The sequence below is a fragment of the Tabrizicola fusiformis genome (assembly GCF_013328815.1).
Classification (GTDB): Bacteria; Pseudomonadota; Alphaproteobacteria; order Rhodobacterales; family Rhodobacteraceae; genus Fuscibacter.
Genome location: NZ_JABUHN010000004.1, coordinates 87476 through 111964, shown reverse-complemented (window position 1 = coordinate 111964; position 24489 = coordinate 87476). Strand labels below are relative to the sequence as shown.

The 24489-nt window shown below is 65.2% G+C and carries 22 protein-coding genes; 13 read left to right on the top strand and 9 right to left on the bottom strand.

Annotated features, from left to right (window positions below):
• The first annotated feature begins 28 nt into the window (after positions 1 to 28).
• Both HS053_RS07675 and HS053_RS07670 read left to right on the top strand, forming a co-directional pair.
• Positions 29 to 1387 (top strand): formimidoylglutamate deiminase, encoded by a 1359-nt coding sequence (locus tag HS053_RS07675; RefSeq protein WP_174210642.1) that lies wholly within the window; start codon positions 29 to 31, stop codon positions 1385 to 1387.
• Positions 1384 to 2070: a UTRA domain-containing protein gene (locus tag HS053_RS07670; protein ID WP_174210641.1), complete on the top strand. Its 687-nt coding sequence runs from the start codon at positions 1384 to 1386 to the stop codon at positions 2068 to 2070. Before HS053_RS07675 ends, HS053_RS07670 begins: the two co-directional genes overlap by 4 nt.
• Here HS053_RS07670 and HS053_RS07665 read toward each other — a convergent pair whose 3' ends face one another.
• Positions 2071 to 2922: a LysR family transcriptional regulator gene (locus HS053_RS07665; protein ID WP_174210640.1), complete on the bottom strand. Its 852-nt coding sequence runs from the start codon at positions 2920 to 2922 to the stop codon at positions 2071 to 2073. It lies immediately after the preceding gene.
• A gap of 106 nt (positions 2923 to 3028) precedes the next feature.
• Here HS053_RS07665 and HS053_RS07660 point away from each other — a divergent pair, with 106 nt between their 5' ends.
• Entirely contained in the window at positions 3029 to 5470 is a 2442-nt protein-coding gene (locus HS053_RS07660) for a GcvT family protein (RefSeq protein ID WP_174210639.1), read from the top strand.
• A 92-nt stretch (positions 5471 to 5562) separates the two neighbouring features.
• On the opposite strand, the gene HS053_RS07655 is transcribed toward HS053_RS07660, so the two are convergent.
• Positions 5563 to 6117, bottom strand: coding sequence for a helix-turn-helix domain-containing protein (locus HS053_RS07655; RefSeq protein WP_174210638.1), 555 nt, complete (start codon positions 6115 to 6117; stop codon positions 5563 to 5565).
• Positions 6118 to 6277: 160 nt separating this feature from the next.
• Between HS053_RS07655 and HS053_RS07650 the strand changes: the two genes are divergently transcribed.
• From HS053_RS07650 to HS053_RS07635, 4 genes are all read left to right on the top strand, one after another.
• Positions 6278 to 8731: a GcvT family protein gene (locus HS053_RS07650; protein ID WP_174210637.1), complete on the top strand. Its 2454-nt coding sequence runs from the start codon at positions 6278 to 6280 to the stop codon at positions 8729 to 8731.
• A 65-nt stretch (positions 8732 to 8796) separates the two neighbouring features.
• Complete coding sequence (locus HS053_RS07645) at positions 8797 to 10356, top strand: trimethylamine methyltransferase family protein (RefSeq protein WP_174210636.1); 1560 nt, start codon at positions 8797 to 8799, stop codon at positions 10354 to 10356.
• Between the two features lie 7 nt (positions 10357 to 10363).
• Complete coding sequence (locus tag HS053_RS07640) at positions 10364 to 11794, top strand: aldehyde dehydrogenase family protein (protein ID WP_174210635.1); 1431 nt, start codon at positions 10364 to 10366, stop codon at positions 11792 to 11794.
• A 47-nt stretch (positions 11795 to 11841) separates the two neighbouring features.
• On the top strand, positions 11842 to 12741 hold the full coding sequence (locus HS053_RS07635; protein WP_174210634.1) for an NAD(P)-dependent oxidoreductase: 900 nt from the start codon (positions 11842 to 11844) through the stop codon (positions 12739 to 12741).
• Between the two features lies 1 nt (position 12742).
• On the opposite strand, the gene HS053_RS07630 is transcribed toward HS053_RS07635, so the two are convergent.
• Entirely contained in the window at positions 12743 to 13705 is a 963-nt protein-coding gene (locus HS053_RS07630) for a hypothetical protein (RefSeq protein WP_174210633.1), read from the bottom strand.
• Positions 13706 to 13939: 234 nt separating this feature from the next.
• Between HS053_RS07630 and HS053_RS07625 the strand changes: the two genes are divergently transcribed.
• From HS053_RS07625 to HS053_RS07610, 4 genes are all read left to right on the top strand, one after another.
• A complete protein-coding gene (locus HS053_RS07625; protein ID WP_174210632.1) occupies positions 13940 to 14542 on the top strand; it encodes a superoxide dismutase in 603 nt (200 codons plus the stop codon).
• 68 nt (positions 14543 to 14610) lie between these two features.
• Complete coding sequence (gene rarD / locus HS053_RS07620; protein WP_174210631.1) at positions 14611 to 15480, top strand: EamA family transporter RarD; 870 nt, start codon at positions 14611 to 14613, stop codon at positions 15478 to 15480.
• 44 nt (positions 15481 to 15524) lie between these two features.
• Positions 15525 to 15839 carry a hypothetical protein gene (locus HS053_RS07615; RefSeq protein WP_174210630.1) on the top strand — a complete coding sequence of 105 codons (315 nt, stop codon included), beginning with the start codon at positions 15525 to 15527 and terminating at the stop codon, positions 15837 to 15839.
• Between the two features lie 15 nt (positions 15840 to 15854).
• Positions 15855 to 16385: a hypothetical protein gene (locus HS053_RS07610; RefSeq protein ID WP_174210629.1), complete on the top strand. Its 531-nt coding sequence runs from the start codon at positions 15855 to 15857 to the stop codon at positions 16383 to 16385.
• Between the two features lie 19 nt (positions 16386 to 16404).
• On the opposite strand, the gene HS053_RS07605 is transcribed toward HS053_RS07610, so the two are convergent.
• Positions 16405 to 16962 (bottom strand): LOG family protein, encoded by a 558-nt coding sequence (locus HS053_RS07605; RefSeq protein WP_174210628.1) that lies wholly within the window; start codon positions 16960 to 16962, stop codon positions 16405 to 16407.
• Between the two features lie 115 nt (positions 16963 to 17077).
• Between HS053_RS07605 and HS053_RS22175 the strand changes: the two genes are divergently transcribed.
• Positions 17078 to 18397, top strand: coding sequence for a LysM peptidoglycan-binding domain-containing protein (locus HS053_RS22175; protein WP_241699790.1), 1320 nt, complete (start codon positions 17078 to 17080; stop codon positions 18395 to 18397).
• On the opposite strand, the gene HS053_RS07595 is transcribed toward HS053_RS22175, so the two are convergent.
• A complete protein-coding gene (locus HS053_RS07595; RefSeq protein ID WP_174210627.1) occupies positions 18370 to 18750 on the bottom strand; it encodes an ArsR/SmtB family transcription factor in 381 nt (126 codons plus the stop codon). The genes HS053_RS22175 and HS053_RS07595 overlap by 28 nt on opposite strands.
• 88 nt (positions 18751 to 18838) lie before the next feature.
• Here HS053_RS07595 and HS053_RS07590 point away from each other — a divergent pair, with 88 nt between their 5' ends.
• The gene (locus tag HS053_RS07590) at positions 18839 to 20677 is read left to right on the top strand and encodes an ABCB family ABC transporter ATP-binding protein/permease (protein ID WP_174210626.1); all 1839 of its coding nucleotides are present in this window, start codon (positions 18839 to 18841) and stop codon (positions 20675 to 20677) included.
• A gap of 56 nt (positions 20678 to 20733) precedes the next feature.
• On the opposite strand, the gene HS053_RS07585 is transcribed toward HS053_RS07590, so the two are convergent.
• The 4 genes from HS053_RS07585 to HS053_RS07570 all read right to left on the bottom strand — a co-directional run bounded on the left by HS053_RS07585 (position 20734) and on the right by HS053_RS07570 (position 24488).
• The gene (locus HS053_RS07585) at positions 20734 to 21564 is read right to left on the bottom strand and encodes a ferredoxin--NADP reductase (protein WP_174210625.1); all 831 of its coding nucleotides are present in this window, start codon (positions 21562 to 21564) and stop codon (positions 20734 to 20736) included.
• 51 nt (positions 21565 to 21615) lie between these two features.
• Positions 21616 to 22020 (bottom strand): DUF934 domain-containing protein, encoded by a 405-nt coding sequence (locus HS053_RS07580; RefSeq protein ID WP_174210624.1) that lies wholly within the window; start codon positions 22018 to 22020, stop codon positions 21616 to 21618.
• Between the two features lie 64 nt (positions 22021 to 22084).
• Entirely contained in the window at positions 22085 to 22828 is a 744-nt protein-coding gene (locus tag HS053_RS07575; RefSeq protein ID WP_174210623.1) for a phosphoadenylyl-sulfate reductase, read from the bottom strand.
• Positions 22818 to 24488, bottom strand: a complete 1671-nt coding sequence (locus tag HS053_RS07570; protein WP_174210622.1) for a nitrite/sulfite reductase — start codon at positions 24486 to 24488, stop codon at positions 22818 to 22820. Before HS053_RS07570 ends, HS053_RS07575 begins: the two co-directional genes overlap by 11 nt.
• Position 24489 lies beyond the last annotated feature (1 nt).

The window sequence follows — 24489 nt, the reverse complement described above, 5'->3', positions numbered from 1 at the left end:
TATTAGCCGCTGTCAAGATGAGGCCACCATGACCGTGATCCATGCCAAGACCGCCCTTCTGCCGGAAGGCTGGGCGCAAGATGTGACGGTACGGCTTGAGGCGGGGCGGATCACCTCGGTTCAGCCGGGGGCCGCGGCGGAAGGGCAGCGGGTGGATTGCCTGCTTCCGGCGATGGTCAACCTGCACAGCCACGCCTTTCAGCGCGCCATGGCTGGGCTGACCGAATACCGCAGTGCCGGGCAGGACAGTTTCTGGACATGGCGGACGCTGATGTATCGCTTCCTTGACCGGCTGACGCCGGAGGATGTGCAGGCGATTGCGGCGATGGTCATGCTGGAGATGGCCGAGGCGGGCTATGCGGCGGTGGCCGAGTTCCACTATCTGCACCACGCGCCCGGGGGGCAGACCTATGATGACCTTGCCGAGATGTCGGGGCGGATCGCGGCGGCGGCGGCGGAAACCGGGCTGGGGCTGACGCATCTGCCGGTGCTGTATGAGCGGGGCGGCTGCGACGGGCGCGCGCTGACCGCGGGGCAGTTGCGGTTTGGCAATGACCCCGACCGTTTTGCGCGGCTCTGGCAGGGCGCGGCGGCGGCGCTGCGCGGTTTGCCCGAGGATACCGTTCTGGGCGTGGCGCCGCATTCGCTGCGGGCGGCCTCGCCCCTTGGGCTGCGGCTGGCTTCGGGGCTGTGCCCGAGGACGCCGGTGCATATCCATGTGGCCGAACAGGTGGCCGAGGTGGCCGAGGTGCAGGCGGCCACGGGGCTGCGCCCGGTGGAATGGCTGCTGAAGAATGTCGAGCTGGGGCCGCGCTGGTGCCTGATCCATGCGACGCAGATGGAGCCGTTCGAGACCGAGGGGATGGCACGCGCCGGGGCGGTGGCGGGGCTGTGCCCGATCACCGAAAGCAATCTGGGCGACGGTATCTTTGACAGTATGCGGTTCCGCGCGGCGGGGGGCGTGTTCGGTGTGGGGTCCGACAGCAATGTGCGGATTTCGCTGAGTGAAGAGTTGCGCACGCTGGAATATTCGCAGCGGCTTGCGGGCAAGGGGCGGGCGATGCTGGCCGATGCCGGGCGCTCGACGGGCCGGGTGCTGTATGAAGAGGCGGCCAAGGGTGGCGCCGTGGCCGGGGGCCGCGCCAGCGGGGCGATTGCGCCGGGGCTTTGGGCCGATCTGCTGGCGCTGGATTGCTCCGGGCCGGATATGGCCTTTGCGGCGGGGGATACGCTGCTCGACACGTTCCTGTTCGCCGGGGATGACCGGATGGTGGCCGAGGTCTGGTCGGCAGGGCGGCATATCGTGACGGGCGGGCGCCATGCCGGGCGCGAAGCCATCCGGGCGCGCTACCGCGGGGCAATGGCGCGGCTGCGGGGGGCGTTGTGATCAGCGGCTGGGAGGATATCAGGGCCGAGGTGCTGCGCCGCATCCGGGTGCGCGATTGGCCGCCGGGGGCGCTGATCCCGACGGAAGAGGATCTTGCGGCGGAATTCGGCGTGGCCCGGGCCACCGTCAACCGCGCGCTGCGCGAATTGGCGGGGGCGGGCGTGCTGGAACGGCGGCGCAAGGCCGGAACCCGCGTGGCGGCCCTGCCGGTGCGCAAGGCCACGCTGGACATTCCGGTGATCCGGCAAGAGGTGGAGGCACGGGGGCAGGTCCATGGCTTCCGCCTGCTGGAACGGGTGGAGGGGGTGCCGCCGGTGCCCGTCACCTCGCGCATGGGGCTGGCGCCGGGCACGCGCATCCTCTGGCTGGAGACGCTGCATCTGGCCGACGGGCGGCCCTTCGTGCATGAGGGGCGTTGGCTGAACCCTGCGGTTCTGCCGGTGCCCCTGCCGGATTTCGCGGCGGTCAGTGCCAATGAATGGCTGGTGGCACATGTCGCTTATGCGACGGGCGACATCGCCTTTGCCGCCGAAGGCGCCGGTCCGCGTGAGGCGGCCGTGCTGGGCGTGGCCGAAGGAACCGCGCTCTTCATCACCGAGCGGATGACATGGACGGCAGAGGCGCCGATCACCTATGTCCGGCTGGCCCATGCCCCGGGCTACCGGCTGCAGACCATGGTCTGATCAGCGCGCCGGGAAGTGCTTTTGCACGCCCTTGACCAGCCGCCGATAAGACCGTTGCGGGCGGTGGCGCTGATGCATCGCGGCATAGACGGGTTGGGTGATCGGCTCGACATCGGTGACGATCTGGAACCCGCCCGTGGCGACCATCGCCTCGGCCGTGGTTTCAAGCACGAAACCCGCACCGCCGAAGGTCGAGAGCAGCCCCGCCACCGCCGCGTTCTGTCCGGTGGCAACGGGGGTTGCCGTCATCTCGGGCAGGGCCTGTGCATGGGCGGCATCGAAGGCGGGCGAGAAACTGGCCCGGATGTAATCCGCCGGGTTCAGCGCCGCCCGCGCCGCGCCCGCCGACGAGACCAGCCGATAGCTCACCTCGCCCAGCGAGACGAAATGCAGGTCGGGCAGCGGTTGCGGCGAATAAAGGATGGCGAAATCAAGCGCCCCTTTCACCACGTCCTGACACATCTGGATCGAGTAATCCGGCTCGATGTAAAAGGCGCAATCGGGCACCGCCCTGCGGAAACTACCAAGCCATTGGCCGAATTGCCCCATCGCCAGATCGTGCTGGATGCCGATGCGCAGGGTCATGGCGGCACTTCCGGCAGGCGCGACCGAGCGTTGCGCCTCGGTCCAGGCGTGGCGCAGCCCGCGGGCATGGGCCTGAAACTTCAGCCCTTCGGTGGTCAGTTGCGTGCCCGCACGCGAGCGGGAGAAAAGCCGCCCGCCCACCGCCTGTTCCAGCGCCAGAACCCGGGCCGACACGGTGGATTGCGTGATCTGCATCCGGTCGGCGGTGCGGTGAAAGCTGCGCGTCTCGACCAGATCGAGGAAGGTGTCGAGAAGTTCGATCTGCATGTGCCTGCCTGCCCCTGATCGTTTTTTCCGATCATTAGGCAAGAGGCGCTGCGATTGAAAGCCCCTTTGTGCTGGCCGATACTGCCGCCAAACAAGGGAGCAGACCATGAGTGATTTTCCGGCAACTGCCCGCGTCGTGATCATCGGCGGCGGGGCGGTCGGCGCGTCGAGCCTTTATCATCTGTGCAAGGCCGGCTGGACCGATTGCGTGTTGCTGGAAAAGAACGAACTCACGGCAGGCTCCACCTGGCACGCGGCGGGCAATGTGCCGACCTTCTCGTCAAGCTGGTCGATCATGAACATGCAGCGTTATTCGGCCGAGCTTTATCGCCGTCTGGGCGATGAAGTCGATTATCCGATGAATTACAACGTCACCGGCTCGGTCCGGCTGGGCCACAGCAAGGAACGGCTGCGCGAGTTCCAGAAGGTTGTCGGCATGGGGCGCTATCAGGGGATGGACCTGAACATCCTTGGCCCGGACGAATTGCGGCGGCTTTATCCTTTCGTGGAAACCCATGACCTGAGCGGCGCCCTGCATGACCCCTATGACGGCGATATCGACCCGGCGCAACTGACGCAGGCGCTGGCCAAGGGGGCGCGGCAGATGGGCGCGCGGATCGAACGCTTCTGCCCGGCAACCGGCGTGCGGCGTGAGGGGGACGAATGGGTGGTCTCCACCCCCAAGGGCGACATCCGCTGCGAGATCGTGGTGAATGCGGCGGGCTATTATGCCCGTGAGGTCGGCAAGTGGTTTGGCCGCGATCTGCCGATGATGGTGATGAGCCATCAGTATATGCTGTTCGATACCATCCCCGAGCTGGAAAACTGGACGGCAGAGGTCGGCCACAAGCTGCCGCTTCTGCGCGATGTGGATTCCAGCTACTACCTGCGGCAAGAGAAGAATGGCTTCAACCTTGGCCCCTATGAGGGCAACTGCAAGGCGCATTGGGTCACCAAGGACGATCCTTTCCCCGAGGATTTCAGCTTTCAGCTTTTCCCCGACGATCTGGAGCGGCTGGAATGGCATATCAACGATGCCATGGCGCGGGTGCCCTTGCTGGCGCAGGCCGGGCTGTCGAAGGTGATCAACGGGCCGATCCCCTATACGCCCGACGGCAATCCGCTGATCGGGCCGATGCCGGGGGTGCCGAATGCGTTTGAGGCTTGTGTCTTTACCTTCGGCATCTGTCAGGCGGGCGGCGCGGGCAAGGTGCTGGCCGAATGGGTGACCGAGGGGGCCACGGAATGGGACATGTGGTCCTGCGACCCGCGCCGCTTCACCGGCTTTGAAGACCCCGATTACTGCGTGAAAAAGGGGATGGAGGTTTATGGCCACGAATACGCTATCCACTTCCCGCACCATTCCTGGCCCGAGGGGCGCGACAAGAAGCTGTCAGCGGTGCATGACCGGACCAAGGCCCTGGGCGCCGTCTATGCGCCCTATAACGGCTGGGAGCGGGCGGCATGGTATGCGCGGCCCGGCGATGACACTTCGGAAGAGGCGCAGCGCACATGGGACCGCGAGGGGCCATGGTTCGGCGCGGTGAAGGCGGAATGCGAAGCAGTGCGCGATGCGGCAGGTATTTTGGACCTGCCGGGCTTCAGCCGCTTCCTGGTCACCGGCGCGGGCACGGCGGAATGGCTGTCGCGCCAGATCACCGGCAAGCTGCCGCCGGTCGGGCGGCTGGGGCTGGCCTATTTCGCCGATGACAAGGGCCGGATCGTGACCGAAATGTCGGTGGCGCGGCTGGGCGAGGATCAGGTTCTGCTGATCACCGCCGCCACGGCGCAGGGGCATGACAAGGAATGGCTTCTGAAGCACCTTGATCCCGGTCTGTCCCTTACCGATGCGACCGAGCTTTGGTCCTGTCAGATCCTGACCGGGCCGAAGAGCCGGGAGATCCTCGCGGCGGTGTCGGATGCCGACCTGTCCAAAGGCTGGCTGACCTTCCAGAAGGCGAAAATCGCCGGGGCAGAGGTTTATCTGTTCCGCGTCTCTTTCGCGGGTGAACTGGGCTGGGAAATCCACACGCCGGTGGCCGATACCGCGAAGGTGTGGGATGCCGTGCTGGCCGCCGGGGCGCCTTTGGGGCTGAAACCCTTTGGCATGTTCGCGCTGAATTCCTTGCGGGTGGAGAAAGGCTATCGCGCCTGGAAGGGCGATCTGTCCACCGATTACACCGTGTTGCAGGGCGGGCTGGAGCGGTTCGTCGATTGGACCAAGCCCACCTTCCGCGGCAAGGCGGCGCTGGCGGCCGAAAAGCAGGCGGGGGTGACCAAACGCTTCTGCACGCTGGTCATTCAGGCGGGCGAGATGGACCCGCCCTATATGGCGACGATCTGGCACGAGGGCCGCGTCGTGGGTGAGGTCACCTCGGGCTATTACGGGCATCGCGTTGGCGCCTGCATCGGGCTGGGGATGCTGCAATCGGGGCTGAATGTGCCCGGGCAGGCGGTGGAGGTGGAAATCTTCGGCACCCGCTATCCGGCGGTGGTGCAGGCGGATGCGCCGCTCTGGGATGCGAAGAACGAGCGGCTGCGCGCGTGACGGGTGGCGGACCCCGGGGGCTTCGCGCCCCCGGACCCCCGCGGGATATTTAGAGACAGATGAAAGGCAAAGGCGTGACGGTTCGGGCGGGATCAGTAGACCGGGGGGGCGATGACCCAGATCACCTCGCAGGGGGTCGGGCCGTCGTTGCGCCAGCTATAGGGGCGGGCGGCGAAGTGAAAGCTGTCGCCGGGGTGCAGCGTGGTCGTCAGCCCGTCGATGGTCAGCGTCAATTGCCCCGCGATCACCGTGCCGCCATCCTCGCGCGGGGGCTGGGGTGTTTGCGGGCCGCCATGGGCGCCGGGGGCGAAGGTGGATTTGATCATCTCGAAGGCGCCGCCAAGGCTGGGGGAAAGCAGTTCCTCGGTCAGGCCGGAGGCGGTGCTGCCCAGCGCCACGCGGTCTGCGGCACGCTGGATCAACCCGCGCTCTTCGGGGCGGCGGGCGGCAGAGCGGAAGAAGAAGCTGATGGTGACGCCGAACACTTCGGCGATGCGGGCAAGGTCGGGGATGGCGGGCACGGTCTGACCCCGCTCCACCTGACTGAGCCAGCCGGTGGAACGGTCGAGCCGCGCCGCAAGCTCTTGCAGCGTCAGGCTGCGCGCCTTGCGCAGGGCGCGGATGTCGGGGCCGAGGGGATTGGTCATGGCACGCTCCTATCCGGGCAGGGTGGCGTGAAACCGGGCCGGCTGGCAAGGGGTTCGGTGAAGAATTTCACCCATGAGCATTCAGAAATGAAAAAGAACATTGAAATTTCATTTTGGCGGGCGCAAAAGCTGGCTGTCCCCAAGCTGAAAGGTCTTTGACATGTGCGCTGCCCCGATTCCGTCCCATGCCCGTGCCGTCATTATCGGCGGCGGCATCTCTGGCGCCTCGGTCGCCTATCACCTCGCCAAGGCGGGCTGGAGCGACATCGTTCTCTTGGAGCGCAAGCAACTGACCTCGGGCACCACGTGGCACGCGGCGGGGCTGATCGGGCAGTTGCGCGGCTCGGCGAATATGACGCGGCTGGCGAAATATTCGGCGGATTTGTATGTGAAGCTGGCGGCCGAAACCGGGGTGGAAACCGGAATGCGGCAGGTCGGCAGCATCTCGGTCGCGCTGACGGAACACCGGCGCGAAGAGTTGCTGCGGCAGGCGACGGTGGCGCGGATCTTTGATGTCGATGTGCAGGAGATCAGCCCTTCGGACGTAAAGCGGATGTATCCGCATCTGAACACCGAAGGCGTGGTCGGGGCAGTGCATCTGCCCTTGGACGGGCAATGCGACCCGGCCAATATCGCCATGGCGCTGGCCAAGGGCGCCCGGATGCGCGGGGCGCAGATTTTCGAGCATACCAAGGTGACGGGCGTGACCCGGGCCGAGGGCCGGGTGACCGGGGTGGATTATATCAGCGCCGATGGCGAGCCGGGGCATATCGCCGCCGATGTGGTGGTGAATTGCGGCGGCATGTGGGGGCGCGATCTGGCCGCCGCCGCCGGGGTGACGGTGCCGCTGCACGCCTGCGAGCATTTCTATCTGATCACCGAGCCGGTGGCGGACCTTGGCCATATGCCGGTGCTGCGGGTGCCCGACGAATGCGCCTATTACAAGACCGATGCCGGCAAGATGATGGTCGGCGCCTTTGAACCGAAGGCCAAACCCTGGGGCATGGCCGGTATCCGCGAGGATTTCGAGTTCGACACGCTGCCCGAGGATTGGGATCATTTCCAGCCGATCCTTGAGGACGCGATGAACCGGATGCCGCTGTTCCAGACCTCTGGCATCCACACCTTCTTCAACGGGCCGGAAAGCTTTACCCCGGATGACCGCTATTATCTGGGCGAGGCGCCGGAACTGGGTGGGTTCTGGGTGGCGGCGGGGTATAACTCGGTGGGCATCGCTTCGTCTGGCGGGGCGGGGATGGCGCTGGCGCATTGGATCACCGAAGGTGAGGCGCCGTTTGATCTCTGGGAAGTGGATATCCGCCGCGCCCAGCCGTTCCAGAAGAACCGCCGTTACCTGAAAGAGCGGGTGACCGAAACGCTGGGCCTGCTTTATGCCGACCATTTCCCCTATCGGCAGGTGGAAACCGCGCGGGGCGTGCGGCGCACGCCGCTGCATGACCATCTGAAGGCGCGGGGTGCGGTCTTTGGCGAGGTGGCGGGCTGGGAGCGGGCGAACTGGTTCGCAGGCCCGGGGCAGGAGCGGGAATACCGCTATAGCTGGAAGCGGCAGAACTGGTTCGAGAACCAGAAGGCCGAGCATCTGGCGGTGCGCAACGGCGTTGGTCTGTTCGACATGACCAGTTTCGGCAAGATCCGGGTCGAGGGGCCGGGGGCCTGCGCCTTCCTCAACCGCGTCTGTTCGGCGGAAATGGACGTGGCGGCGGGACGGATCGTCTATACGATGATGCTGAACGACAAGGGCGGCATCGAGGCTGACCTGACGGTGACGCGGCTGTCGGAAACCGCTTATCTTCTGGTGGTGCCGGGGGCGACGCTGCAGCGCAATCTGGCATGGCTGCGGGCGCATCTGGGCGATGATTTTGCGGTGATCACCGATATGACGGCGGCGGAATCGGTGCTGTGCGTGATGGGGCCGAAGGCGCGCGATCTGATGCAGGCGGTGTCGCCCGATGATTTCTCGAACACGGGCCACCCCTTCGGCACGGCGCGCGAGGTTGAGGTGGGCATGGGTCTGGCCCGGGCGCATCGGGTGACCTATGTGGGCGAGCTGGGGTGGGAGCTGTATGTCAGCGCCGACCAGACGGCGCATGTGTTTGAGGCGCTGGAAGAAGCGGGCGCGGGGCTGGGGCTGAAGCTGTGTGGGCTGCACGCGCTGGATAGCTGTCGGATCGAGAAAGCCTATCGCCACTGGGGCCATGACATCACCGACGAGGATCATGTGCTGGAGGCGGGGCTTGGCTTTGCTGCCAGCCGCAAGAAAGCCGCCTACATCGGGCGCGAGGCGGTGCTGCGCAAGGCTGAAGCCGGGCTTGACCGCCGGATGGTGCAGTTCCGTCTGACCGACCCCGAGCCTTTGTTGTTCCACAACGAGGCGCTGGTGCGCGATGGCAAGATCATCGGGCCGGTCACCTCGGGCAATTACGGGCATCATCTGGGGGGTGCCATCGGCATGGGCTATGTGCCCTGCCGGGGAGAGAGCGAGGCCGAGGTTCTGGCCTCGCGCTATGAAATCGAAGTGGCGGGGGTGCGGCATGAGGCCGTGGCCGCGCTGGCACCGATGTATGATCCGAAATCGGAGCGGGTGCGCGGCTGAGGCGGCGGACCGGGGGCCAGCCCCCGGACCCCCGGGATATTTTTGCCAAGATGAAGGGGCAAGGGATGAGCGATATCGGCGAAGTTTGCGAACCGGCGCGGGCGCGGGCGGGACGGTCGGGTGGGCGCTCGGCCCGGGTGGCGATGCGTGCGGCGCCCTTGGCCGATGACGTGCGCCCGGTGCGGGCGGGGATGCCCGGCGGGCAATACAAGCCCCTGACCGAGGCCGGAATTGCGCAGATCCACGAATCTGCCTTGCAGGCGCTGGAAGAGATCGGGCTGTCGCAGGCCCCGCCTTCGGGGGTGGAGATTCTGACCGGGGCGGGGGCGGTGCTGGGCGATGACGGGCGCATCCGTTTCCCGCGGGCGCTGGTCGAGGATATGCTGGCGGTGGCGGCGCGGGGCATCACCCTGCACGCCCGCGACCCGAAACATGACCTGCATCTGAGCGGCTCGAATGTGCATTTCGGCACAGCGGGGGCGGCGGTGCATATCGTGGACCCGATCACGCTGGACTATCGCGAGTCCACGGCGCAAGACCTGTATGACGCGGCGCGGCTGGTGGACAATCTGGACAACATCCACTTCTACCAGCGCACCATGGTCTGCCGTGATGTGGTGGACAACAAGGAGATGGACCTCAACACGCTGTATGGCTGCCTTGCGGGCACCCGGAAACATGTCGGAACCAGTTTCAGCGACCCGGCCCATGTCGCCGATTGTTTCGAGATGCTTTATACCGTGGCGGGGGGCGAGGACAAATGGCGTGAGCGGCCTTTTGTAAGCAATTCCAATTGCTTCGTTGTGCCACCGATGAAGTTCGCCGAGGAATCCTGCATCACGATGGAGGATTGCATCCGCCGTGGGATGCCGATGCTCTTGCTGTCGGCGGGGCAGGCGGGGGCGACGGCTCCGGCACCCATCGCGCTGACCATCGTGCAGGCCATGGCGGAATGTCTGGCGGGGGTCGTCTATGTCAATGCCATCAAGAGGGGCGCCCCGGCGATCTTTGGCACCTGGCCTTTCGTTAGCGATCTGCGGACGGGGGCAATGTCGGGCGGTTCGGCGGAACAGGCGCTGCTGACGGCCGGTTGTGCGCAGATGCACCGTTTCTATGACCTTCCCGGCGGGGCGGCCAGCGGCATTTCCGACAGCAAGCTGCCCGACATGCAGGCGGGCTGGGAGCAGGGCATCACCAATGCGCTGGCGGGCCTGTCGGGCCTGAACATGTGCTATGAGGCGGTGGGGATGCACGCCAGCCTGCTGGGCTTCTGTCTGGAAAGCCTTGTCTTGGGCGATGACCTGCTGGGGCAGGCGATGCGGCTGGTCCGCGGCATCGACGTGACGCCGGACAGCACCTCGATCGAGGCGATGAAAGAGGTCTGTCTGGGCGGGCCGGGGCATTATCTGGGCAGCGACCAGACGCTGAAGCTGATGCAGACCGAATATATCTATCCCAAGGTCGGCAACCGGATGAGCCCCAAGGAATGGAACGAGGCGGGCAAGCCGCTGTTGCTTGATCGCGCGATTGCGCGGAAGAATGAGATTCTCGCCAAGGCGGGCAATGTGATTGATCCCGAGATCGACCGCGCCATCCGCCAGCGCTTCAACATCTACTTCAAGTGAGGTCGCCATGATCCCGGCACATCTGGACAAGTTCTATATCAACGGAGCCTGGGTGGCGCCGCATTCGACCAACCGCATGGGAGTGGAAAACCCCGCGACCGAGGAAATCGTGGCCGAGGTCGCCCTGGGTGATCAGGCCGATATCGACGCGGCCATTGCAGCGGCGCGGGCGGCGTTCGATGGCTGGACCGTTACCCCGGTGGCCGAGCGGATTGCCTTCGTGAAGCGTATTCTTGAGGTCTACAATTCGAAATACGAAGAGTTCGCACAGGTGATGTCCACCGAGATGGGCGCCCCCATTGAATGGGCGCGCGGCGCACAGGCATGGGCGGGGCAGGTGCATATCGAAAGCACCATCAAGGCCGCCGAGGAGATGGCCTGGGAATACATGCGCGGCGACACGCGGATTGTGCTGGAGGGGATCGGGGTTTGCGCGCTGATCACGCCGTGGAACTGGCCGATGAACCAGATCGCCTGCAAGGTGGCGCCGGCGCTGATTGCCGGTTGCACCATGGTTCTGAAACCCTCGGAAATCGCGCCGATGTCGGGCACGCTGTTTGCGCAGGTCTGCCATGAGGCGGGGGTGCCGGCGGGCGTCTTCAACATGGTGAACGGCACCGGGTTGGAGGTGGGCGCGCGGATGTCGTCGCATCCCGAGGTGGACATGGTCAGCTTTACCGGCTCGACCCGTGCGGGCACCGCGGTTGCGGCGGCGGCGGCGCCGACGGTCAAGCGGGTGGCGCAGGAGCTGGGCGGCAAATCGCCCAACATCATCCTGCCGAGCGCCGATCTTGAGGCGGCGGTTAAGGGCGGGGTCGAGGGTTGTTTCGGCAACACCGGCCAAAGCTGCGACGCGCCGACGCGGATGTTCGTCCACCGCAGCCAGCACGATCAGGCGCTGGTCTATGCGGCCGAGGCGGCGGCGGCCGTGGTGGTGGGCGATCCGACCGATACGGCGACCACGATGGGGCCGCTGGTGTCAAAGCTGCAATTCGACAAGGTGCAGCGGCTGATTCAGGCCGGGATTGACGAAGGCGCCACGCTGGTCTGTGGCGGTGTCGGCCGCCCGGTGGGCGTCAACCGCGGTTGGTTCGTGCGCCCGACGATTTTCGGCAACGTCACCAATGAGATGACCATTTCGAAGGAAGAGATCTTTGGCCCGGTGCTGTCGATCCTGCCCTATGACGATCTGGACCATGCGGTGGTGATGGCCAATGACACGCCTTACGGGCTGGCGGCCTATATCGCCGGGCCGGTGGAAGAGGGCAAGGTTCTGGCGCGGCGCCTGCGGGCGGGCACGGTGAATCTGAACTATCCGGCATGGGATACCTTTGCGCCCTTCGGCGGCTACAAACAATCGGGCAACGGGCGTGAATATGCCGATTGGGGCATCCATGACTTCTGTGAGGTCAAGGGCATCGTCGGCTGGGGCGCCTGAGGGCAACCGGGGCGGCCATGGTGCCGCCCCAAAATCACAGGAACATCATGCGTTACGGATATATCGGCCTGGGCAACCTCGGGGCCAATTGTGCGGCTTGTCTGGTGAAGGCCGGCTTCGGGGTGGTGGTCTATGACCTGAACCCCGCTCTGGCCTCGCCGCTGGTGGCCGAGGGGGCGACCCTTGCCGCCAGCGCCGAAGAGCTTGCGGCGCAGGTGGATCATGTGATCACCTGCCTGCCGTCGCCGGCGGTTTCCGAACGGGTGTTGCGGAATATCCTGCCGCATATGAACAAGGGTTCATCTTGGCTGGAAATGTCCACCCTTGGCCGGGATGAGGTGCTGAAACTGGCCGCAGTCGCGGCGGTGGCCGGGGTGCGGATGTTGGAACTGCCGGTCACCGGCGGGGTGCATCTGGCGGCGCAGGGCAAGATCACCATGCTGCCCGGCGGCGATGCCGATCTGGTCGAATTGCACCGCCCGGCAATGCAGGCGATGGGCGACCGCATCTTTCACATGGGGCCTTTGGGTGCGTCGAGCATCATCAAAGTCATCACCAACATGCTGGCCTTCATCCATCTGAAAGCCTGCGGCGAGGCGCTGATGCTGGCCAAGCGCGGCGGGCTGGACCTTGGTCAGGCGTGGCACGCCATTGCGGCAAGTTCCGGCAATTCCTTTGTGCATGAAACCGAAGGGGCGCTGATCCTGAACGGGTCTTACGACATCGCCTTTTCCATCGACCTTGCGCTGAAAGACCTTGGTTTCGCGCTGGAATTCGGGCGCGAATTCGGCGTGCCGCTGGACCTCGCCAGTGCCACCAACCAGACCTATGTGGCGGCCAAGGCGGCCTATGGCGGGGCGGCGCAATCGCCGATGATCGCCAAGCTGCTGGAAGACCTGCTCGGCACCGATCTGCGCGCGCCCGGCTTTCCGGCGCGGCTGGAATAGGCTAACGGATCGTCGGCACCGTCTCGGGCACCTGATTTTCCACCCGGTGACAGTTGACCACCGAAACCCAATCGGTGCCGTCGTGCCCCTCAAGCGACAGGATCAGCGCCGATGGCAGCAGGGCCTCGGCCTCGACAATCTCACGCTCTTCGTCGGTGGTGCAGTTTTGCAGCGCCGCCTTGCGGCCCGGCGTCATGCCCACCGGCGCATCCATGGTGATCGTATAACGCACCCGGATGCCGTTCTGCACCAGTTCCTTGAGGAACCCCTCCACCTCGCGCGCCATGCGGGTATTGGCATCGGCAGAGAACGGCACCACGTTGCGCGGATCGGCGCCGCTGCCGTTGACCTGATGGTTCAAGAGATGGGCCAGCACATAATGGGTCTTCTTGCCCAGGGCGCCGGTATGCATGTTCTCATGGCAGCGCTTCTTGAGGACGCCCCAGAGCGGTGCCAGCCGCTCGATCTCGCTTTGATCGGGTTGTGAGCCAAAGGCGCTTGCCCCGTAAAGCTTGGGGTCGGGCAGATAAGTCAGGGCGCCCGGCGTGGACAGCGCTGTCCCCATGCCATGGCTGGGCGAGGCGGCACCCAGCGTCACATGCGACTGATCGACCAGCCCATTGGCCTGCGCCACATTGCGCAGCCGCTGCACCAGACCCTGCACCCGGGTATCGCCCTTACGGTTGTAGGTGTCGAAATTCGACATCAGCGCGCTGTGCGCCGCGCCAACAAAGGCAGAACCCTCATCCAGACTGGCCGAGAAATCGGTTCCGTTCACGATGATGCGGCCCCAGTGGTCACTATAGTCCAGCCCCATCATCAGGGCATTCGCCTCGGCCGTTGTGCCGGGAAGATTGGTCTCCATCGCTGTGATCAGCTCCCGCCAGAGCGCAAGATCGCCTTCGGACTTCAGGGGGAAGGCGCCTTTGCGCAAATAGCGCTTGAGGGCATCGGAAAGCGGCATGGCAGGTCTCCCGGGCAAGGAATGAAGGAAAAGGCAACCGAAACAGCAGAGGTATCGGAAGGGACAGCAATGCGGAAATTCCCTGCATGATTGTGGCGCGACGGGCCGCCGATCAAGCGATTTCACAGCCCCGTGGCCGCGCCGCCCGCGGGATCGGGCGATGTCAGCCCTTGACCTTCCCCGTCCCGCGGCCCTTATTCGCAGCATCGGTTTTGCCGCGAACAGGAGATCCCCATGGCTTTCACCCTTCCCGATCTGCCCTATGCCCATGATGCGCTGGCATCCCTTGGCATGTCGAAAGAGACGCTGGAATACCACCACGACCTGCACCACAAAGCCTATGTCGATAACGGCAACAAGCTGATTGCCGGGACCGAATGGGACGGCAAGTCGCTGGAAGATATCGTCAAGGGCACCTATGCCGCAGGCAGCGTGGCCCAGAACGGCATCTTCAACAACGCCTCGCAGCACTGGAACCACAACCTCTTCTGGGAGGTGATGGGCCCGGGCGAAGACAAGAAGATCCCCGGCGCGCTGGAAAAGGCGCTGGTCGAGGCTTTCGGTTCGGTTGCCAAGTTCAAGGAAGATTTCGCCGCCGCCGGTGCCGGTCAGTTCGGTTCGGGCTGGGCCTGGCTGGTCAAGGACGCGTCGGGCGCGCTGAAGATCACCAAGACCGAAAATGGCGTGAACCCCTTGTGCTTTGGCCAGACCGCGCTTCTGGGCTGCGATGTGTGGGAGCATTCCTATTACATCGACTTCCGCAACAAGCGCCCGGCCTACCTGACCAACTTCCTTGACAAGCTGGTCAACTGGGAAGCGGTCGCGGCCAAGCTGTAATCGGCGGCAAGGCAGGATTTCGGCCCGCCCGGACGCAATCCGGGCGGGCCTTTTCAATGGGATAGAGAATGACCGCCGCGCGTTCCGGTGTCTGGATGGTTTTGGCCGCCTGCGTCGTCTGGGGCGTGGCGCCGATGTATTACCGCTATCTCGGCCGCATTCCCGCGCCCGAGATGATGGCGCATCGCACCATCTGGTCGCTGGTGTTCTTCGGCGCCATGCTGGCGATGCAGGGGCGGTTGGCAGCACTTCTGGGCCTGTGGCGCAACCCCGAGTTTGGCCGGATCGCGGCGGCTTCGGCGCTGATCAGTTTCAACTGGTTCGTCTTCATCTGGGCAGTGCAGCGCGGCCATGCGGTTGAGGCGGGGCTGGCCTATTACATCTTTCCGCTGATGGCTGTTTTGCTGGGCGTGGCAACGCTGGGCGAACGGTTGACGCGGTTGCAGGGGCTGGCGGTGGCGCTGGCCACGCTGGCGGTGGGCCTGCTGACCTGGGGGCTGGGGGTTGCGCCCTGGCTGGCGCTGGCATTGGCAGCCAGTTTCGCCGCCTACAGCCGGATCAAGCGCGGGCTGAAGACGGCTGCGGCGGTGACCGTAACGGCGGAAGTGGCGCTGATCGCGCCCTTTGCCCTTGGCTGGCTGATCTGGCTGGAGGTGACGGGGCAGGGCGCCTTTGGCCATGACGCCGGGGCAAGCCTGCTTTTGCCCGTCGCCGGGCTGATCACCGCCGGGCCGCTGATCCTGTTTTCATGGGGGGCGCAGCGGGTGCGGCTTTCGACGCTGGGGCTGGTGCAATATCTGAACCCCACATTGCAGATCGGCTGCGCCACGCTGATCATGGGTGATGCCTTTACCCGCTGGCACGGGGCCGCGCTGGTCTTGGTCTGGGCGGGGCTGGTCCTCTATTCCGCCGAAAGCTGGCGGCAGGAGCGGGGCTAAGGTCAGCCACACAACAGGTGGCGGGTCTTTCGCCGGAGCGATGATTGATCCAGAGTGTCCCGTATGATTTGGGGGGACCGTCGGTGGATTTTATTCGTGGGCATATCGAGCCGCACGCTCCTTTGATGGACATACCGCCGGGCGATCATCTTCTTCTGAAGATTATGAGTCTCGATAACTTCGAAAGATCGTTGCAGGACGGCTATCTCCACTTCAACCGGGTCGACTGCTATGACGTTGACCCGCACGACGGAGAGATCGCCCCGGAGGACCGCAAGCTGGCCAAACAGGTGGCGTTCGAGAAGGCCGCAAAACAGACACTGGCCGACTACTACGACCAATGCCGGTCTCGAAGCTAAGCTTGTTGCTTCACGATGGAGAACAGCCCCGAAATGTGGAGCGCCTACGGTGGTCCGGGCGGGCAGGACACCAAGGTCGGCATTGAGGTCCGCTTCAGCGTCCTCCGCCGCCTGGTGAATGAAGCGGTGCAGGCGATACTTGAGACTGAAACCGGCCCAACGCCGCATTGGCTTCAGCTTTTTTCGGTGAACTACGGTCGGGTTCAGCATGGCGACTGGAGGGATATGAAACTCGCCTCCGACATCTTTCCGAACCCGGTTGTTCCAGTCTTCTGGAAGGACGGGCAGCGGTATGGCTCGGAAAAGGAACTCAGGATCGCACTGTCGGCAATCGGCATTGGCCAGCCGCTCATGGGCGCTGCCCGGACCTTCGAGTTTCCGAAAGGTCTTTCCTATCCGTTCGATCTGCGGGCTGCCCTTATGGGTGGCAGCATGGCCCTGCGGCTGGATCAGCCGACAGCCCTCGATCGGCTGCGCAGGATTACCGAGAAAGCTGGCTTCTCCTTGGGGATGCGGCAGGACAGCGGGGCACAGGGCAAACCCTGAACGGTGCTACCCTCCTCCGTCACCCCAGCGCCCCGCGCAGCGCCGTCACCGCGGCGGGCACATCCGGCACCACCTGAAACAGGGTCAGCATCGAGGGGTCGGCAAAGCCCTGATCGACGATATGGCGCAGCAGGGCCACCAGCGGCTGCCAGTAGCCTGCGACATCCAGCAGCAGGATCGGTTTGCGGTGCAGCCCGATCTGGGCCCAGGTCAGCACCTCGAAGAACTCGTCCAGGCTGCCCGCGCCGCCCGGCAGCACCGCCACAGCGTCCGAGTTCATGAACATCACCTTCTTGCGCTCGTGCATGTCCTCGGTGATCACGAATTGCGTCACGTCGCGCTTGCCGCGCTCGGCGCCCATCAGATGCGTCGGGATCACGCCCATCGCGGGTGCGCCTGCGGCCATGGCGGCGCGGGCCACTTCGCCCATCAGGCCGACATCGCCCGCGCCATAGACCAGACGCCAGCCCTCGGCGGCGATGGCGGCGCCAAAGGCGCGGGCCGCCTGCGCATGGGCCGGGTCGCGGCCCGGGCGCGCGCCGCAGAAGACACAGATCGAACGAAGGGTTGGCTGCATCGGGGGCCTCAATCGGAAATCTGTTGCTTTGCCGGGTGTATCGGGGTTCCTTGGCAAAGGAAAGCAGGGGCCGGAAACAGGCCCCGCCCAAGGGGATAGCGGGGGACGGAACGTCATGGCCTTGTCGTGGTCAAGCAAGCAGGCGCGCGTTGCCGGGGGGGCCGCGGCGGTGGTCGTGATCGGGGTGGCGGGGGTGCTGTTCCTGCGCCAGAGCGCACCGGAACCGGCCCCGCCCGCCGCCGTCGCAGCGGTGGAGCCGGCGGCGGAACCGGCGGCGGCGCCTGCCCCCGCCGCAGCGCCCGAACCGGCCACCCTGCCGCCCGAACCGCCGCGGTTTGAGCTGGTCCGGGTGGAAACCGATGGTTCGGCCACCGTGGCGGGCATGGCCGCGCCGGGGGTGCGGGTATCGGTGCGGCTGGACGGGGCCGAGGTCGCCGCGGTGCAGGCCGATGGCACGGGCCAGTTCGCGGCGCTGCTGACGCTGGCACCCTCGCCGGTGCCGCGGCTTTTGTCGCTGGCCATGGAATGGCAGGGCGGCGAGATTGCCGGGGCAGAAACGGTGGCGGTTGCCCCGGTGGCCGGTCCCGAAGCTGTTGCCGCCGTGGAAGCCCCCGCTGCGCCTGCGGCAGAACCTGCCGCTGCGCCGGAACCACCCGCCGCGCTTTTGGTGACGGAAGAGGGCGTCAAGGTGCTGCAACCCGGGGCTGAGGTTCCGGCAGAGCTGAAGGCCAATGTCAGCATCGACTCGGTGGCCTATACGCCCGAAGGTCTGGTGCAGGTCGGCGGGCGCGGGCAGGGCGCGGCCCTGGTGCGGCTTTATCTGGACGGGGCGCCGCTGGCCGAGGTGCCGGTTGGCGCCGATGGCCAATGGGGGCTGACCCTGCCCGATATGGCACCCGGCATCTATACCCTGCGGGCCGACCAACTGGATGCGGAGGGCAAGGTCACCTCGCGCTTTGAAACCCCGTTCAAGCGCGAAACACCCGAGGCGCTGGCAGCCGTGCTGACACCGCCCGCCGCGCCAGAGCCGCAGGCGGAACCGGCGCCCGAGCCCGAGCTGGAACCAGCGCCCATTCCGGCACCTGCCGCCGCGCCGGAAGCCGCCAGCCCGCAATCCACCGCCGCGCCGGAGGCGCAAGCCGCGCCTGTTCCGCAGCCCGCCCCGCAGCCGGAGGCGGTCGCCGCTGCGCCCGAAGCGCCGCCTGTGGCACCGGAACCCGCCGCCGTTGCCGAAGCCGCCGCGCCCGAGGCTCCGCCCGCGCCGCCGCCGCCCGTGACGGTCACGGTGCAGCCCGGCTTCACGCTCTGGGGTATTGCCGAGGAGAAATTCGGCGATGGCGTCCTTTATGTGCAGGTGTTCGAGGCGAACCGCGACAAGATCCGCGACCCGGACCTGATCTATCCCGGTCAGATCTTCACGATGCCGGGGGATTGATCGGCGACAGGGGCGTGATCGGCTGCCCCGGGCCTGCGGCTGTGACGGCAGCAGGCCAGAACTTCGGGATGGTCCATGCAGCAATCGTTCAGCAGAAAAGCGATCGTTTCGCCCATCCCTGCGGCATCCACCGAATAGAACACATTGCGCGCCACCTTGCGCGAGCGGATCAGCCCGGCCTGTTCCAGCGCTGCCAGATGGAACGACAGCCGCGACGCCGACAGGCCCAGCTCGCGCCCGATCTCGCCCGCCGTCCGCCCGTCCTCGCCCAGCGGCATCAACAGCCGCACAAGGTCGAGCCGGGCCGCATGGGCCAGCGCCGACAGGGCCCCGAGGGCTTTACTCCGCTCCATGGTTCAATTACTCATGAACAGTTGAACAATTCAGATGTAGCCGAAGCCCGCGCCCGGATCAACCGCGGGGCGTCACAGGACCGACGAAATGCGCCGAAACACCGCCAACAGCTCTGACCTGCCAGAAGAAACCGCCTCGGGCTGGCAAACCATCCGCCGGGTGCTGCCCTATCTCTGGCCCGAGGGGCAGAGCTGGGTCAAGCTGCGGGTGGTGGGCGCGCTTTTGCTGTTGCTCGCGGCCAAGGTGATTTCGGTCTATACGCCCTGGCTTTACAAGGCGGCGGTCGATGGGCTGGCGGCCGAGGGCGGCAATGATGCGGCCTACCTGATGGCGCTTGGCGCGTCGGGGCTGGTGGTGGCCTATGGTCTGGCACGCTTCGGCGCGGTGGCCTTTGGCGAATTGCGCGATGCGGTCTTTGTCAAGGTCGGCCAGCGGGCGCTGCGGCAACTGGCGCTGGAAACCTTTACCCATATCCACAAACTGTCGCTGCGCTATCACATCACCCGCAAGACCGGCGGTCTGAGCCGGATCATCGAGCGCGGGGTGAAGGGCGTCGATTTCCTGCTGCGCTTCATGCTGTTTTCCATCGGGCCGCTGATCCTGGAACTGACCATGGTTTCGGTGATCTTCGCGGTGGTTTTCGGCTGGGAATATATGGCCGTGGTGGTGGCGACGATTGCGATTTATGTCGCCTATACGTTCAAGGTGACGGAACTGCGGGTCCGCATCCGGCGCGAGATGAACGATCAGGACACCGATGCCAACCAGAAGGCCATCGACAGCCTGCTGAACTTTGAAACCGTCAAGTATTTCAATGCCGAAGCTTGGGAAGCCGCCCGTTATGACCGCGCCATGGCGCGTTATGAAAAGGCGGCGGTCAAGACCGGGCTGTCGCTGTCGCTGCTCAATGCCGGGCAAAGTTTTCTGATCACCACCGGCCTTGTGCTGGTGATGGTGATGGCGGCGCGCGGGGTGCAGGCGGGCACGCTGACGGTGGGCGATTTCGTGATGGTCAACGCCTATATGATCCAGATCACCATGCCCCTGAACTTCCTTGGCACGGTTTACCGCGAAATCCGGCAGGCGCTGGTCGATATGGGGCAGATGTTCGGCCTTCTGGGCCAGCCGGCCGAGGTGGTGGACGCGCCCGGGGCCAAACCGCTGGCGGTGCAGGGCGGCGAGTTGGTGTTCGACGATGTGAGCTTTGCCTATGACCCGGCCCGGCCGATCCTGAAAGGCATCAGCTTTCGCGTGGCGCCGGGGCAGAAATTCGCACTGGTCGGGGCTTCGGGTTCGGGGAAATCCACCATCGGGCGGCTGCTCTTCCGGTTCTATGACGTGACGGGCGGCGCGATCCGCATTGACGGGCAGGATATTCGCGGCGTGACGCAAACCTCGCTGCATGGCCAGATCGGCGTGGTGCCGCAGGACACCGTGCTGTTCAATGATACGGTCTATTACAACATCGCCTATGGCCGCCCCGATGCCGGGCGCGAAGAGGTCGAGGCGGCGGCGCGGGCGGCGAAGATCCATGACTTCATCACCTCGCTGCCCGAAGGCTATGAAACGACGGTGGGCGAGCGGGGGCTGAAACTCTCGGGCGGCGAAAAGCAGCGGGTGGGCATTGCGCGCACCCTCTTGAAGAACCCGCCGATCCTTGTGCTGGACGAGGCGACGAGCGCGCTGGACAGCCAGACCGAGCGCAGCATTCAGGAGAGCCTCGCGGAAATGGGGCAGGGTCGCAGCGTCATCACCATCGCGCACCGGCTTTCGACCATTGCCGACAGCGATTGCATTCTGGTGCTGGACGATGGCCGGGTGGTCGAGCGCGGCACGCATGAAGAATTGCTGGCGCTGGAAGGCCGCTATGCCGCACTTTGGGCGCGCCAGTCGGCCGAAGAGGAAGAGGCGGCCAAGGCGGCCTGACCAAAATGCAACGGGCCGCCGGAGTGAATCCTGCGGCCCGTTGCATGTCGGCGGTTTCAGATGCCGTCGCCGACGAAAGCCTTTTCGACCACGAATTCCTTCGGGTCGGAATTGGCGCCTTCGCGCAGGCCGAACCCCTCCAGAATGGCCTTCACGTCGATGTTGAAGGCAAGCGAGCCGCAGACCATGGCGCGATCCTCGGCAGGGTTCATCTGCGGCAGTCCCAGATCGGCAAACACCTTGCCGGACGACAGATTGTCGGTGACGCGGCCCTTGTGGTGGAATTCTTCGCGGGTGGTGGTGGGGTAATAACGCAGCTTGCCCGCCACCATCTCGCCGATCAGCGGATCATTCTCGAGGCTTTCCACCAGTTGGCGGCCATATTCCAGCTCGGCCACCTCGCGGCAGGTGTGCATCATGATGACCTGATCGTATTTCTCATAGGTCTCGGGGTCGCGCATCAGGCTGGCAAAGGGGGCAAGCCCGGTGCCGGTTGCCAGAAACCACACCCGCTTGCCCGGCAGAAGGGCGTCATGCACCAGCGTTCCCACCGGCTTCGGCCGCAGGATGATCTCATCCCCCGGCTGGATGTGTTGCAGTTTCGATGTGAGCGGGCCATCCGGCACCTTGATCGAATAGAATTCCAGCTCTTCGTCCCACGAGGGCGAGGCGATGGAATAGGCGCGCAAGAGCGGTTTGCCGTTGTCGCCCATCAGCCCGATCATCACGAATTCACCCGAGCGGAAGCGCAGCGACTGCGGCCGCGCCACCCGGAAGGAGAACAGCCGGTCGGTCCAGTGTTTCACCGATTGCACGATCTGGGCGTCGGGCAGATGCGGTTTGGCAGGCTTTGGGGATGCGTCTTGCATGGCCTTCGCTTCGGTCATTTCATTCGTCTTTCGAGATACGTTTATTCCGGGCGCGTGGAAAGCCCGTGTTCAGGCCCGAAGCCGCGACTGATAGTCATGGGCCTGCCAGTCGGCGCGGAAGATCCATTGTTCCTGCGGCTGGCGGGCGGCCAGATCATCGGGGATTTCCACCGTGTCAAAGCCGACGCGGCGGGCCATGGCATATTGGTCGGCGATCACCGGCCCCATGGCGCGCAACTCGCCGGTGTAACCGGCCATCCGCAGCCGCCGCGCGATGGTGAAGGCGCGGCCATCGCTGAAAGCCGGGAAGGAAATGCGGATCAGGGTCAGCCCCGCCAGATGCGGCTCGACCAGCGTAGGGTCGTCGGTATGGGCAAGGTCCAGCACGCCCTGATGCGTGGCGATTTCGGCCAAAGTGACGGCGGTGACGGGCGCGGGGGTGGCAAAGCCGGTATCGGTGACGAGAACGGTCATGGTTGATCTCCCAGGCAAGTTCCTTCGAAGGAACTTGCAAATTTCTTCGAAGAAATTTGCGTGGTCATGCGGCTTCTCCGGTTCGGACCGGCTTGCCATTGATGAAATGGATGCCGCATTCGGATTTCTCGCTGCCGCGCCAGCGACCTGCACGCGGGTCTTCGCCCGGCTTTACCGGGCTGGTGCAGGGGGCGCAGCCGATGGAGGGATAGCCCTTGGCCACCAAGGGATGCCGGGGCAGGCGGTTTTCCACCATATATTCCTCAAGATCCTCCCGCCCCCAATGGGCCAGCGGGTTGACCTTGATCCGGGTGTCGCCCTCGGCCTCAAAGAACTCGACCGTGCCGCGGGTGTTGCTCTGGAACCGTTTGCGCCCGGTGATCCAGCCATCGAACTGCGCAAGGGCACGTTCCAGCGGCTCGACCTTGCGCAGGGCGCAGCAGGCATCGGTGCTGAACTGGTGCAGCGTGCCGTCCGGGTCGTCGAATTCGACCTTTTTCGGATGGGCGCGGATGGTGCGCAGGTCGCAGAGCGCCAACTTTTCGGCCAGCTCGCGCTGATAATCCAGCGTCTCCTGAAACAGCATCCGCGTATCGACGAACAGCACCGGGGTTTCCGGCGCGATCACCGAAACCAGATGTAGCAGCACCACCGATTCCGCACCAAAGGACGACACCAGCGCCACCCGGCCCAGATCGTCATCCTTCAGCGCATGTTCCAGAACGGCGGTGGCCGAATGGTGCTTGTAGCGGGCATTCAGCGCCGCCACCCGCTCGGCCACGCTGCCGGTGTGCAGATCACGCGGCATCCTGCGTGCCTTCCGTGCCATAGAGCGCGGCCTTGAACGGGTCGAGCCCCAGCCGCCGCACCGCCAGAAGGAAGGTCTCGCCCGGTTCCAGCCGGTGGGCCAGATAGGCGCGCACCAGACGCTCGATGGCAGGAACCACCTGATCATAGGCAAAGCCCGGCCCCATCTTTTCGCCGATGGCCGCCGTTTCGCTGCCGTCGCCGCCCAGCGTGATCTGGTAGTTTTCCACCCCGGCGCGGTCCAGCCCCAGAATGCCGATATGGCCGACATGGTGGTGCCCGCAGGCGTTGATGCAGCCGGAAATCTTGATCTTCATCGGGCCGACCTCATGCTCAAGGTCAAGCTCCTTGAAACGCAGGGCAATCTCTTGCGCCACCGGGATCGAGCGGGCAGTGGCCAGCGCGCAATAATCCATGCCGGGGCAGGCGATGATATCGCTGATCAGGCCGACATTGGCAGTGCCAAGCCCGGCCTGCACCAGTGCTGCATGAACCGCGGGCAGGTCGGATTTGTGGACATGCGGCAGGATGACGTTCTGTTCATGGCTGATGCGCAGGTCGGAATGGCCATAACGCTCGGCCAGATCGGCCATGACGCGCATCTGGTCGCTGGTGGCATCGCCGGGCGTGTCGCCATGCGCCTTCACCGAGATGGTGACGATGGCATATTGATCGTTGCGATGGGCGGCCAGGCTGGTATCGGCCCAGGCGCGGAACACCGGATCGGCCTTGTAGAAGGCGTCAAAGCCATCGGTGGGCGCATTGCGGAAGGCGGGCGGGGCAAAGGCTGCGCGGATATCGGCGAGCAGGGCCTGATCGGCGCCGCCGAAGAGGGGGCGCAGCTCGGCAAAGCGTTCCTCAACCATCCGGGTGACTTCTTCTTTCCCGGTCTCGTGCAGGGTGATCTTGATGCGCGCCTTATACTTGTTATCGCGCCGGCCCAGCGTGTTGTAGACGCTCAGAACCGCCTCGACATAAGGCAGCAGGTCGGGCACGGGCAGGAAATCGCGCACGACATGGCCGATCATCGGGGTGCGGCCCAGACCGCCGCCCACCAGCACCTCGAACCCCGGCTCGCCAGCGGCGTTGCGCACCATGCGCAACCCGATGTCATGGGCGCGCGTCACGGCGCGGTCATGCGGGGCGCCGGTTATGGCGATCTTGAACTTGCGCGGCAGGAACTGAAATTCCGGGTGGTCGGTGGACCATTGCCGCAGAAGCTCGGCATAGGGGCGGGGGTCTTCGATCTCATCCGCGGCGGCGCCGGCGAAATGATCGGCCGTCACGTTGCGCACGGTGTTGCCCGAAGTCTGGATCGCGTGCATCTCCACATCGGCCAGCGCCGAAAGGATCGCGGGCACATCCGGCAGCTTCGGCCAGTTGAACTGGATGTTCTGCCGGGTGGTGAAGTGGCCATAGCCCTTGTCCCAGGTGTCGGCGATATAGGCCAGTTGCCGCATCTGATGCGGCGACAGCGTGCCATAGGGAATCGCCACCCGCAGCATATAGGCATGCAGTTGCAGATAGAGCCCGTTCATCAGGCGCAGCGGGCGGAACTCATCCTCGGAAAGCGAGCCGTCCAGACGGCGCTCCACCTGCTGGGTGAACTGGGCCACGCGGGCGCGGACAAAGCCCTCGTCAAAGTCGGAATAGGAATACATG

Bases quoted from the DNA above. Each gene is read 5' to 3' on its own strand.
- HS053_RS07625 (WP_174210632.1), top strand. From the start codon at position 13,940: ATGGCTTTCACCCTTCCCGATCTGCCCTATGCCCATGATGCGCTGGCA.
- HS053_RS07570 (WP_174210622.1), bottom strand. From the start codon at position 24,488: ATGTATTCCTATTCCGACTTTGACGAGGGCTTTGTCCGCGCCCGCGTG.
- HS053_RS07635 (WP_174210634.1), top strand. From the start codon at position 11,842: ATGCGTTACGGATATATCGGCCTGGGCAACCTCGGGGCCAATTGTGCG.
- HS053_RS22175 (WP_241699790.1), top strand. From the start codon at position 17,078: ATGGCCTTGTCGTGGTCAAGCAAGCAGGCGCGCGTTGCCGGGGGGGCC.
- HS053_RS07595 (WP_174210627.1), bottom strand. From the start codon at position 18,750: ATGGAGCGGAGTAAAGCCCTCGGGGCCCTGTCGGCGCTGGCCCATGCG.
- HS053_RS07660 (WP_174210639.1), top strand. From the start codon at position 3,029: ATGAGTGATTTTCCGGCAACTGCCCGCGTCGTGATCATCGGCGGCGGG.
- HS053_RS07655 (WP_174210638.1), bottom strand. From the start codon at position 6,117: ATGACCAATCCCCTCGGCCCCGACATCCGCGCCCTGCGCAAGGCGCGC.
- HS053_RS07605 (WP_174210628.1), bottom strand. From the start codon at position 16,962: ATGCAGCCAACCCTTCGTTCGATCTGTGTCTTCTGCGGCGCGCGCCCG.
- HS053_RS07650 (WP_174210637.1), top strand. From the start codon at position 6,278: ATGTGCGCTGCCCCGATTCCGTCCCATGCCCGTGCCGTCATTATCGGC.
- HS053_RS07640 (WP_174210635.1), top strand. From the start codon at position 10,364: ATGATCCCGGCACATCTGGACAAGTTCTATATCAACGGAGCCTGGGTG.
- HS053_RS07630 (WP_174210633.1), bottom strand. From the start codon at position 13,705: ATGCCGCTTTCCGATGCCCTCAAGCGCTATTTGCGCAAAGGCGCCTTC.
- HS053_RS07580 (WP_174210624.1), bottom strand. From the start codon at position 22,020: ATGACCGTTCTCGTCACCGATACCGGCTTTGCCACCCCCGCGCCCGTC.
- HS053_RS07590 (WP_174210626.1), top strand. From the start codon at position 18,839: ATGCGCCGAAACACCGCCAACAGCTCTGACCTGCCAGAAGAAACCGCC.
- HS053_RS07610 (WP_174210629.1), top strand. From the start codon at position 15,855: ATGGAGAACAGCCCCGAAATGTGGAGCGCCTACGGTGGTCCGGGCGGG.
- HS053_RS07575 (WP_174210623.1), bottom strand. From the start codon at position 22,828: ATGCCGCGTGATCTGCACACCGGCAGCGTGGCCGAGCGGGTGGCGGCG.
- rarD (WP_174210631.1), top strand. From the start codon at position 14,611: ATGACCGCCGCGCGTTCCGGTGTCTGGATGGTTTTGGCCGCCTGCGTC.
- HS053_RS07585 (WP_174210625.1), bottom strand. From the start codon at position 21,564: ATGACCGAAGCGAAGGCCATGCAAGACGCATCCCCAAAGCCTGCCAAA.
- HS053_RS07675 (WP_174210642.1), top strand. From the start codon at position 29: ATGACCGTGATCCATGCCAAGACCGCCCTTCTGCCGGAAGGCTGGGCG.
- HS053_RS07665 (WP_174210640.1), bottom strand. From the start codon at position 2,922: ATGCAGATCGAACTTCTCGACACCTTCCTCGATCTGGTCGAGACGCGC.
- HS053_RS07645 (WP_174210636.1), top strand. From the start codon at position 8,797: ATGAGCGATATCGGCGAAGTTTGCGAACCGGCGCGGGCGCGGGCGGGA.